The 11,038-nt window shown below is 68.9% G+C and carries 9 protein-coding genes; 5 read left to right on the forward strand and 4 right to left on the reverse strand.

From position 1 onward, the window contains the following. Positions 1-33 precede the first annotated feature (33 nt). Together AB0I53_RS11190 and AB0I53_RS11195 are read right to left on the reverse strand one after the other, a co-directional pair. Positions 34-375 (reverse strand): hypothetical protein, encoded by a 342-nt coding sequence (locus AB0I53_RS11190; RefSeq protein ID WP_358599999.1) that lies wholly within the window; start codon positions 373-375, stop codon positions 34-36. Beyond that, complete coding sequence (locus tag AB0I53_RS11195; RefSeq protein ID WP_358600002.1) at positions 372-605, reverse strand: zinc finger protein; 234 nt, start codon at positions 603-605, stop codon at positions 372-374. The genes AB0I53_RS11190 and AB0I53_RS11195 overlap by 4 nt, the downstream gene beginning before the upstream one ends. A 250-nt stretch (positions 606-855) precedes the next feature. Between AB0I53_RS11195 and AB0I53_RS11200 the strand changes: the two genes are divergently transcribed. Both AB0I53_RS11200 and AB0I53_RS11205 read left to right on the forward strand, forming a co-directional pair. Further along, complete coding sequence (locus AB0I53_RS11200) at positions 856-1,650, forward strand: helix-turn-helix transcriptional regulator (protein WP_358600116.1); 795 nt, start codon at positions 856-858, stop codon at positions 1,648-1,650. 18 nt (positions 1,651-1,668) lie between these two features. Then, a complete protein-coding gene (locus AB0I53_RS11205; RefSeq protein ID WP_358600004.1) occupies positions 1,669-1,866 on the forward strand; it encodes a DUF397 domain-containing protein in 198 nt (65 codons plus the stop codon). Positions 1,867-1,886: 20 nt separating this feature from the next. Here the strand turns inward: AB0I53_RS11205 and AB0I53_RS11210 are convergent, their stop codons facing one another. Next, positions 1,887-4,019: a tetratricopeptide repeat protein gene (locus AB0I53_RS11210; RefSeq protein ID WP_358600007.1), complete on the reverse strand. Its 2,133-nt coding sequence runs from the start codon at positions 4,017-4,019 to the stop codon at positions 1,887-1,889. 195 nt (positions 4,020-4,214) lie between these two features. On the opposite strand from AB0I53_RS11210, the gene AB0I53_RS11215 reads away from it, so the two are divergent. Beyond that, positions 4,215-5,561 carry a condensation domain-containing protein gene (locus AB0I53_RS11215; RefSeq protein ID WP_358600010.1) on the forward strand — a complete coding sequence of 449 codons (1,347 nt, stop codon included), beginning with the start codon at positions 4,215-4,217 and terminating at the stop codon, positions 5,559-5,561. Positions 5,562-5,789: 228 nt separating this feature from the next. After that, on the forward strand, positions 5,790-5,996 hold the full coding sequence (locus AB0I53_RS11220) for a class I SAM-dependent methyltransferase (protein WP_358600013.1): 207 nt from the start codon (positions 5,790-5,792) through the stop codon (positions 5,994-5,996). A gap of 89 nt (positions 5,997-6,085) precedes the next feature. Here the strand turns inward: AB0I53_RS11220 and AB0I53_RS11225 are convergent, their stop codons facing one another. Next, positions 6,086-7,561: a hypothetical protein gene (locus AB0I53_RS11225; protein WP_358600016.1), complete on the reverse strand. Its 1,476-nt coding sequence runs from the start codon at positions 7,559-7,561 to the stop codon at positions 6,086-6,088. Positions 7,562-7,759: 198 nt separating this feature from the next. On the opposite strand from AB0I53_RS11225, the gene AB0I53_RS11230 reads away from it, so the two are divergent. Further along, positions 7,760-10,933 carry an arabinosyltransferase domain-containing protein gene (locus tag AB0I53_RS11230; RefSeq protein WP_358600019.1) on the forward strand — a complete coding sequence of 1,058 codons (3,174 nt, stop codon included), beginning with the start codon at positions 7,760-7,762 and terminating at the stop codon, positions 10,931-10,933. Positions 10,934-11,038 lie beyond the last annotated feature (105 nt).

Consider the following 11,038-nt stretch of genomic DNA (forward strand, 5'->3'; position numbering starts at 1 on the left):
CAGTCAGTGTGCCCGCAGTCAGTGTGCCCGCAGTCAGTGTGCCCGCCGAGGCGGTACCCCTGGGGATCCAACGAGCCTCGGCGGGCGCACATCGATCGGCACCGGTGCCCGCGCCGCCCCGCGTTCCAGGACGGCGAGGGCCAACCGGTGGCAGAGCATGTCGACGTTCCGCATGTGGTGACGACCCCGATCCGGGTCCTCGGCCGGCCACGCGATGTTCTCCGACTCCTCTCCCGCGTTTTGGCGCAACTGCCAGACGCTCAAGGTGCCGGGCCCGGAGTGCGCGTGCTGACCGGTCCCGCCGCGCAACGGCATGACCCCGAGCCCGGCCAGCACCACGAGCGCGGCCACGGATATCCAGACGGCGCCGATCATTCCGGCCCCCGTTCCCGAGAATCGCGAAGTTCTCGCGCCTTGCCCATGCAGAACTCGCAGGTCGGATCGAACCAGTCCACTTCGGACGGATCGGCCAACGTGACGGTCCGCCCGCACACGGTCTCGCGGGTCTGCCCGGCCCGAGGCAGCTCGGGAGGCCACAGGGCATGCCGCTGACCCCCATGAGGCCGCCAGTAGACAACGGGCCCGAGCGAAGAAATTCCGAACATGGTTGCCTCCCAAGCAAAAACGTGAACGAAACTAAGAGGGACGGCGGCCCGGCCGGGGGGAAGCGAGCGCAGCTCACACGGGCCGCCGTCTAGGTCAACAGTAGAACTGGATCAATCCACTTGGCCAGTACCTAATGGAGTGATCGAAAAGCCTTCGAATCCGTGCCACCGTAGGCGGCGGACAATTTCCGAATTCGAAGGAATATTCATGAACGCCACCCCGCCGGTCGCCCGGCTCCAGCTCGGCCAGATGTTGCGAGAACTGCGCGAGACGGCGGGGAAGAAACGATCCGAGGCCGCCGACACCCTCGAATGCCAGGTGGCGAAGATCAGCAAGATCGAGACAGGACGCGCGACCCTCAGCCCGGGAGACGCCCGGCTGCTCGTCGATCTGTACGGCGCCGATGACGAGGTGGCCGATGCGGTCTTCCAGCTGGCACGCGATGCCCGGAAGCGGACGCAGGTACGTTTCCCGGACTGGGTGAAGCGTTTCGTGACGATGGAGAGCATCGCGGAGTCGATCGATGTCTACGAACCCGAACTCATACCGGGCCTGATGCAGACGGCGGAGTACGCGATGGCCGTAACCGCAGCAACGCACCCGGAGAAGACGGGCGAAGAGATCGAGCAGATGGCGAACACCCGCGCGTCCCGCCAAGCCCGGCTCGCAGACGAGGACCCGATCAAGTACTCGGCCGTGATCAGCGAGGCGGTGATCCGGCGTCCGATCGGCGGACCCGCTGTGATGCGTCCACAGCTTGAGCACCTCTGCCGATTGAGCGAGTTGCCGAACGTGACCTTGAGGATCATCCCGTTCGCAGCGGGAGCGCACTCCGCCATGGGATCGTCGTTCCGGGTCATCCGGCTGCGCAAACCTTCCGGCGCCCGCACCGTCTACTTGGAGGACGCGGTCTTCGGCCACTACCTCGATGGATCGACGCAGATAGATCGCCATGCCCGCGCGTTCGAGCTGCTGCAATCGGTCGCTTCCAGTGAAGCCGACACCGTAGCTACACTCCAACGGGTTATCCGGGAGCTCACGTAGAGACAAGGGGTGCGCGAGATGGACAACGACGACTTATCTCGCGCAACATGGCAAAAGTCCAGCTACAGCAACGGTTCCGGCGGCGACTGCGTAGAGGTGGCGATGACACCGAAGGTCGTCGGAGTCCGCGACACCAAAGACCGCAACGGCGGCACGCTCACCTTCGACCCCGACCAGTGGCGCAGCTTCCTACGCAGCCTCGACAGCACATCTTGAGACCGCGTGAGGGGCGCCCTTCACTCATCTGACCTCTCTAGATCCCGCCGAACCTCATCGGCCTCGGGGTCGCCAAGCTCATCGAAGATCGTGAGAGCTTGCTGCCAGCACAAGCGAGCTTTTTCGATGTCGCCTTCCGCCTGGAGAGCGATGCCCAAGCCTCGCAGGCTCTGGGCTTCTCCTTGCCGATGGCCGATTTCGCGCCGACGTTCTACAGCCTGCTGGTACATGTCCACTGCTTCGTCCAGCTCACCTGAACCCATGTGCAGACCAGCTAGTTCGTGCATCGCGAACGTCGCACCGAACGTCTCGCCCACCTCATTGAAGAGTCTCAGCGCCGCAGCAAAGTGAGCACGTGCAGCCGAAATATCGCCTTGGCGAGCGTCAGCGGCGGCGAGGACGTTGTGTGCGTAGCCCTGTCCGTGACGATCGCCCAGTTCTAGCTGGACTTCGAGCGCCCGTTGTGCAGATCGGTGTGCATCGTCGAGCGCCCCGAGTTCGATGTGAATCTCGGCCAGCGCGGACAAGGCAGTCGCAGTGCTGTAGCGATCTCCGGCTGCTTCGAAGAGCTCCCGTGCTTGACCTTGATAGATCAGGGCAGTCTCAAACTGCTTGCGTACGAAGTACGGCATGCCGAGTTCGTAGAGCAGCTGTGCCCTTGCGCTGGTTTCACCGACTTGCTCCGTCGCGGCAAGCCCTAGTTCGTAGCTGCTGATCCAGTCCTCGACGTGCCCACGCAGCTTGAAGAAGTACATGAGTGTGTATGCGAGCTGCCAGGTGCGCGCAGGCTCGCTCTGAGCCGCTTGACGGACCGCTGCTACAAGATTCGCGTGCTCGGTGTCCCACCAGGTCAACATCTGATGCTCGTCCTCGAAAACGAGTCCAGTCACGGCTGCCTCCGGAAGCTGAGGCGCGAACTGGCGCGAATGGCCGACGAAGTGCCGGTCGATCGCGTTGCTGGTGCGGAGGTAGTGGTCGAGGAGGCGGCGGATCGCTGCTTCGCGGTCCGTGGGGGCTTCGTCCGCTGCTGCGCATTCGCCTGCGTAGGCGCGGATGAGGTCGTGGAATTGGTAGCGGCCTGGTTTGTGCTGGTCGACGAGGCTGGCTCGGGCGAGCTCCGCGAGGAGAGCTCGCGCTTCGCGGGGCGCCATGCCGGCCAGGTCTGCCGCTGCGGCGAGGCTGATGTCCGGGCCGGTCGGCAGGCCGAGCAGGCGGAACATGCGGGCCGCTTCGGGACGGAGTGAGCGGTAGGACCAGGAGAAGACCGCTCGGACTCCCGTCACGCCTCCCGCGTCGAGGGCGTCGAGGCGGTCCCGTTCGTCTTGGAGTTCCGACACCAGTTCGTCCAGCGGGAAATCCGGGTTCTCGGCCGCCCGCACCGCTGCGATACCGAGCGCCAGCGGCAGTCCGGCGCAGTGCCGGACCAGTTCGCGCACCGCTTCCGGTTCGGCCGCCACCCGCTCGTCACCGAGGTAGCGGGCCAGCAGTTGCTCGGCCTCGTCGTCGGTCAGCACTTCGAGCGCGATCCGCGTCGCGCCTTCCCGGACCACCAGTTCGTGCAACCGGTTTCGGCTGGTGACCAGCACCAGGCAGCTCGGGCTGCTCGGCAGCAGCGGGCGGACCTGTTCGGCCGTGCGGGCGTTGTCCAGCAGGAGCAGCATGCGCTTGCCGTGCACCAGACTGCGGAAAAACGCGGCGCGCGCCTCGGCGTCCTGCGGCATCCGCTCGCCCGAAACACCAAGCGCCGCCAGGAAAGCCGCCAGTGCTTCGGTGGGCTTCACCGGCTCGGCGGCGGGGTCGAAGCCGCGGAGGTTCACGTAGAGCTCGCCGTCCGGGAAGCGGTCTCGCATGCCGTGCGCCCAGTGCACCGCCAGCGTCGACTTGCCGACCCCGGCGATGCCGTCGACGGTCGAGATCAGCACGAATCCCTCGGTCTTCGCGCCCCCGAGCAGTGTGGTCAGCGCGTCCTGCTCCACCGCGCGGTTGACGAAGTGCCGTGCCGCGAGCGGCAGTTGCCGCGGCACCAACCTGTCCTCGGTTCCGCGGTGGAAGTGCACATCACCGTGGATGTGCCCGGCTTGCACGCTGTGGCCACCTACCGAGGCCGCCGAATCGTTGCGCACTCCGTCGCCCGAACCCACGAACTCCCCCAAAGCCGAATGATCAACCCGACCCAGCCTGGCAGAGTCGCAGCCAGCGTCGCTACCGACAACCGGTGCACGCGATCTGTCCGGGCCGGCCGGACGTCGTTCGTTCGTGGTCTGGCGACTGGGCGTGTTTCCCCAAGCAGACGATCATTACTCTTTGTAGACTTCCGTCCACTCTGCGTCACTTGTTGAGGGAGACACATGCCGGATGATCGTGATCGCCTGCCACTTACCGCATCGCAGACCGTAGTTTGGCTCGCGCAGCAGGCGGATCCGGAAAATCCGATCCACGCGGCCGCCGAATACCTCGACATACAGGGGCCCGCCGACCTGCGACTGCTCCAGATCGCGCTGCGCCAGGCGGTGGAGGACACCGACGCGTTCCGCGTTCGATTCGAGATCGATGCCGACGGCCCCTGGCAGGTGGTCGGGCAGATGCGCGACTGGCCGCTGCCGGTGGTGGACCTGCGGACGGCGCTCGACCCGTTGCCCGAGGCACTGGCGCAGATGGAGGCGGACCTGCGCCGGACCACCGACCTCACGCGCGATCTCCCGTTCAACTTCACCGTCTTCGTCCTGGCCGACGACCGGTCCTTGCTCTACGTCCGCGCGCACCACATCGTGATGGACGGCTTCGGGTTCGGGCTCTTCCTGCAGCGCGTCGCCGAGGTCTACACGGCGCTCGAACAGGGGCAGGACTGCCCGCCCAGCGGCTTGGGCTCGCTGCGCGAACTGATCGAGGACGATCTCCGGTACCGGAATTCCGAGCAGTTCGCGCGGGACCACGAGTACTGGATGGAGCAGTTGTCCCCGCTTCCGGCCATCACGACATTGGCCGGCAAGAGCGCCCCGACCGCGCACAGCTTCTTGCGGAACAGCGGCCAGGTGCCGGCCCCGGTCGTCGATCAACTGCGGGATCTGGCGCGGCGAGCCCGGTGCAGCCTGCCGACCGTGGCGATGGCAGCACTCGCGCTCTACCTGCAGCGGACGACCGGCGCTCACGACTTGGTGCTCGAACTCGTGGTGGCCGGCCGCAAAGGGCCGGTGGCGCGATCCGTGCCGGGCATGGTGACCAACGCGCCGCCGCTGCGGATCGAAATGGATCCGGCAATGACCACCGGCGAACTCCTGCGGCACACCGCGGCGCGGGCGCGCGGCGTGATGCAGCACCAGCGGTACCCCTCCTGCCTCCTCGCCCACGACCTCGGGATCGCGGACGCCGGGATCGTGACCGAGCCCCCAGCGATCAACATCATGGGATACACCCCGAACCTGCACTTCGGGCAACACCCGGTGAAGCTGCACAACCTGAGCAACGGCGCCGTCGAAGACCTCACGATCAACGTGTACGACCGCTCGGACGGCTCGCTGCGCATCGACTTCAACGCCAACCCGAGCCTGTACGGGGCCGCCGAGAACGCCGAGCACCACAGCAACTTCATGGATCTGCTCCACGCGTTCGCGACGGCCGATCCCGAGGAACCCGTTGCCGGGTTGGGGCTGCAGCCGAGCTCCGCCGCGACAATTTTCAGTTGCGCCCGTGCATAGCGTCGAACGCATGGAGGACTTCGAGAACGCGATCTCGTCCTACTACCGACTCGACCCGGAGCGCGACCGGCTCTCCACATGGGGATTGCTGGAAGCGCTCCGCACGACCGAGCTGTTGGAACGGTTCCTGCCGCCGCCTCCGGCCGTGGTCTGCGATGTCGGCGGCGCGTACGGGTCGTACGCAATTCCGTTGGCGCGCAACGGATATCAGGTGCACCTGATCGATTTTTGGCCGCCGCACGTGGAATCCGCGGCTGCGGCATCGCGCGAGCAGGCGGACGCGCCGCTGAGCTCCGCTTCAGCGTCGGCGATGCGCGGGATCTGCCGTTCGACGACGACGGCGCGGACGCGGTTCTGCTGCTGGGCCCGCTGTACCACCTCGTCGAACGCGAGGACCGCGTGCTCGCACTGCGCGAGGGAACTGGTTCACGCTGACGTACTTCCGCAGGTCCAGGCCCGTGCGTGTTTTGTGTCGCTATGGCAGCACAAAACACGCACGGGTGGTGACCAGCGGAAACCTGGCGTCAGCGGGGTTCCAGGAGCAGGTGGGCGGGTTCCGCCCAGTTCGAGTCGATGTTCCAGCGCGGGTCCGGGCCGGGACCGGGTTCGCGGCGGAGATTCTCGTCGATCGGGCGCGGTTCGGCCGGGACGAAGTGGCGGTAGTTGAACTCCAGCAGCGCGCGGACGAACGGCGTCGCGTCGGCCAGGCGTTGCTGGATCTGGGGCGCCAGGTAGCCGCGGTCGGAGAAGCCGTCGACGATCGCGCAGTCGCAGTAGTACGCGAGCGCACCGATTTCGCCCGGGCTGGACACCGTGCGGTCGCCGACGAGGCGCCCGAGGTCGGTGCCGATGCGCTCGTAGTCGGCGGCCGTCGCCCAGTTCGTCGTGATCGCCGCTTCGCGCCACGGCAGGCCGTGCTGCCCGACGAACCAGGCCTGCGCCGCGAACACCGCGCACCCGGCCAACGCCGCTAACGACCACCGGGCCGCCGCGACCGCGCCGATGCCTCCGACCAGCAACAACGACAGCCCGATCAGGCTCGGCGCGTAGTACCAGTGGTACGGCGGAACGCCCATGAGCGTGTAGACGTAGTAGTGCGCGACCGCGCCGAGCCCGATCAGCGCCCACGGCCACAGCGACGCGGCGCGGCGGAAGGCCCGCAGCACGCACGCGATCGGTAAGCACACCAGGCCGAGCGCGGCCGGGATCAGCGAAACCACCACCGCCGTCGGGAAAACCCCGTGGTAGAGCTCCAGGCCGTTGCTGAAGTCCCAGTCGCCCCAAGACTTCTGCAGCTGCTTGATCACCAGCGTGTCCGGGACGGCCGAGCCGAAGTACAGCCAGCTGAAGGCGAACCACGGCAACGTGATCGCCGCGGCCGCCAACAGCCAGCGCCACCAGCCGCGCCACAGGCCCGGCCTGCCGATCAGCACCACCAGCACGAACACACCGAGGTCCAGCCTGGTCAGGGCGAGCAGCCCGGCGGCGACGCCGAACAGCACCGGCCGGCGTTGCACCGCCGCCAGCAGCAGCACGCCGAGCAGGGCCGATGCGAGCGTCATCTCCAGGCCCACCGTCGAGAGCACCAGCGGGTTCGCCGCCACCAGCAGCGCTCCCAGCGCTCCCGTCCAACCGGGAAATCCGCTGGTCCGCGCCGCGCTGCGGAGCGACACCGCGAGCACGACGTTGGCCAGCACGAACACGACGCCAAGCGCCACGACCGGCTGCCGCACCACCTCCATGACGGCGGCGAGCACCAGCACGTTCAGCGGCGCGGTCGCGGAGTTCGACACCTCGGCGCCGATCAGGCCCCAATGGCCGTGGAACGCCAGGTTCCGGGCATAGCTCAGCGTGATGTAGCTGTCGTCGATCAGGGCGCCGTGGACGACCCAGAACAGCGCGGCGGCCACGACACCGACCGCCAGCGGCATCCCGAACGAGGGCCTGGCCCGAGTCCGTTCCCGCTGCTCGCCCACGACCGAAACTTCCGCAACGCCCACCATGTCGCTCCCGTCTGTCCGACACGTGCACGCCGAAGCGGGACGCCGCGTTGCCACCCGCGGCCAACATGTGGGCAACCTGTGCGGCTCCCCGATCGTCAATCGGCTGGACGAATTCGGCGCGCCGCCGCCGCGCGTCACGCGCAGCGTTGGCCAGGATTGAGCAGGCGAGGAAATTTCCGATCTGCGAGGAGCGCGGTGAAATACTTGAGCAGTCCGGCGCAGCTCGATCCGCCGGCGGAGCCGCAGACCGACGAAACCGGTGCCGACCACCCGAGGCGATCCCGCTTCGGCCTGTGGGTGGCGCACCTGCTGGCGTGCTGCATCGGCATCGTCGGGCTCGGCTGCGCGCTCGCCCTGCCGTTCGCGCCCGTCTGGGTGGATCGCACCGAGGTGAGCTGGCCGACCGCCGAGGCCCGGTCCACGACCGCGTTCTTCGCGCCGTATCGACCCGCGTCGTTCGACGCGTCCGTGCCGTGCCCGGTGCTGCGCGCCGCGCTCGACCGGCCGGCGCGAACAACCGTGCTGACCACCCTGCCGCCGGGCAGCGACCGCGAAGGCCTGGTCCTGACCACCCGCGACGGAAGGCCGGAGCTCGTCCTCGACCAGTACCACGTCCCGCTGCCGCCCGGCACCTGCGACCTGGCGATCCACGCGGACTCGACGCGATCCGTGGTGACCGCGGGCGGCCGGGCTCCGATCGTGCTGCCCGGCATGGCGGCGCCGGAGATCTTCACCTTCGCCACCGATCTCGAGCCCGCGGAGCTCGCCGGGCTCTCGGTCACCGCGCGCACCTTCTCCTGGTTCGACACCTCGCCGACCGACATCAAGAGCACCCTGATCACGACCGCGCTGGTGCTCGCGCTCGTGTCGCTGGTGCTGCTGTTCATCCACGCCCCGCCCGCCTTTGGAGCGATCCGCGTGTCGCCGCTGCTCCTGCCGGTCGACGCGCTGGTCGCCGCGGTGCTGGCGGGCTGGCTGGTGATCGGGCCGCTCACGGACGACGACGGCTTCGCGATGATGACCGTCCGCAACTACGACGACGCCGGCGACATCGGCAACTACTACCGCTGGTTCAACGCCTCCGAAACGCCGTTCACGCTGGTCCAGCACCTGATGCGGTGGGTGTCGGAGGAGAGCCTCGCGCCCGCCTGGCTGCGCGTACCCAGCGCGCTCGCCGGGCTGCTGACCTGGCTCGTCGTCAGCCGCGGCATCGTCCTGCCGGTGTGCCGAGGCACGCGGCGCTTGCCGCTGCACCTGCTCACCGCGGTGTTCTTCCTGGCCTGCTGGCTGCCGTTCGGGTTGGGCATCCGGCCGGAGCCGTTCGTCGCGCTGGGCACGTCCGCGCTGGTCGCGGCGCTGCTGAAGATGGGCCGGACGCGCGCGCCGTACTTCTGGCTGGGCGTCGCCGCGCTGATCGCCGGGCTGACCACGGCCGTCACGCCGACCGGGGTGAGCGCGGTGCTCACCGTGCTCGTGTTCGCGCCGCGCATCGGCCGGGTGCTGGCGCAGCGCGGCGCCCTGCCTCGGTGGGTCAGCGTGCCCACGCGCGTCGTGCTGCTCGGCTGCGTGGGCGCGGTCGGCCTGGTGGCGATGTTCGCCGACTCGACGCTCAACGGCGTCCGGGGCGCGACCGCGATCCACGACGAGTTCGGGCCGAGCCTCGGCTGGTACCAGGAGATCGACCGGTACGCGAACCTGCTGGGCACGAACATCTGGGGCACCTCCACCAAGCGACTGGTCGTGTTCCTCGTCGTGACCGCCGTGCTGATCGCGGCGGCGTGCGCGATGCGGCAGGTGCACCGCTGGGCCGAGCTGCCCGACCTGCCGATACTGCTCGGTTCCGTCGTCGCGGTCCTGGTCGCGCTGTGGTTGACGCCGTCGAAGTGGACCCACCACTTCGGGGCGCTCGCCGGCGTCGGCACGGCGCTGCTCGCGGTGACCGTCGTGCTGCTGGGGCGGATCGGCAGGATCGAGCGGGCCAAGCGCGAAGCGCGGCTGGTCGGCGTGTTCGGCGGGATCGCCGCGTCGGTGGCCGCGGCCCTGGCGTTCATGGGGCCGAATTTGTGGCCGATGCAGTCCGACCTGGCGATGCCGTGGTCCGACACGCCCGTCCGTCCCGGCCTGCCGCTGGACAGCCCGGCGCTCTGGCTGGGCACCGGCGCGGTGGTCGGCGTGCTCGCCTTCTGCTTCATCCGGATCCGCGCGATGCTGTCGCGCCCCGGCCCCGTCGGTCTCATGTGGACGGTCATGCCGATGTCGGTGCTCGGGTCTGCGGCGCTGGCGTCGGTGGCGGTGCTGCTCGGATCGTTCATCGCCGCGCCGCAGACGATGGGCGACCGCTTCTCCGTCGCGCGGATGAACTCGCAGAGCATCCGGGCCAGCAACTGCGGGCTGGAGAACGAGATCGAGACGCTGCCGATCGCCGAGCGGCTCGCGCCGGTCGCCGGAACCGCCGACCTCGACGGCTTCACTCCGGCCGGTGGGCCGCCGCAGGAGCCCGACCTGCGCGAAGAGCAGCCCGGCGAGCCGTTGCTGGCGAAGCGGCCCGACGACCCGAAGGCCCCCGAAGGCGAGGTGGCGACGACGGCGGCGAGCCAGTTCGCCTGGACCAGCACGGCGGGCGGGCCGCAGACGACCGGCTCGCTGACCTCCGCCTGGTTCGGCCTGCCCGGGCTCACCGGCGACCAGACGCTGTCGGTGTGGGTGTCCGGCCGGCCCGAGCAGGGCAACTCGCTGGCCCTGGAGTTCGGCACCGCGGCGGGGCCGGTGGCGACGCGCGAGCTGCGCGATCCGCCGCCGACGGAGCTGCCGTTCGACGACCCGCGCCACGGCAGGCCGATCGACTGGCGGAACTTCCGCGGCTGGCGGCTGCTCACCGTCGAGCCCCGACAGATCCCGGCCGGGGCCGACCGGGTTCGGGTGCTCGCCGAGGACCGCACCAGCGACCAGCAGGGTTGGCTGACGGTCAGCGGCCCGGCGGTGCGGGACGTGGTGCCGCTGCGGCAGGCGCTCGCGGAGCGGGAACCGGTGCTGAGCGACTGGACGATGAGCTTCGTGTTCCCCTGCCTGTTCGACTACCCGCGGGTGTCGCACGGCGTGGCCGGCACCCCGCGGATGCTGATCACGCCGCCCCTCGGCGAGGGCTCGATGGCGTTCGGGCCCGACATGGGCGGCGTGTTCGCCGGGGTTCCGATGCTCTCCCAGCGGTACGAGCTGCCCAGCCGCCTGCGAGGCGCCCCCGGCAACACCTGGGGCCACGTCCTCTACGCGCGCTACCCGATCGAACGCGACGCGTACGCGACGACGCAGCACCGCGAACGCATCGGCGGCGCCGCAGGCGATCCGGCATACCCCTTCGAGGAACACTGATCCGCGAGGCACTGTTTCCGCTGGTCAGGTCCCGTGCTCCGGGGTCAAGGTCGGCCAGGTGGAGAGCATCGAGGTGGTCGACCGGCGGCTCGCCGAGGTGCGGTT

Source organism: Saccharopolyspora sp. NPDC050389, assembly GCF_040655595.1.
Classification (GTDB): domain Bacteria; phylum Actinomycetota; class Actinomycetes; order Mycobacteriales; family Pseudonocardiaceae; genus Saccharopolyspora.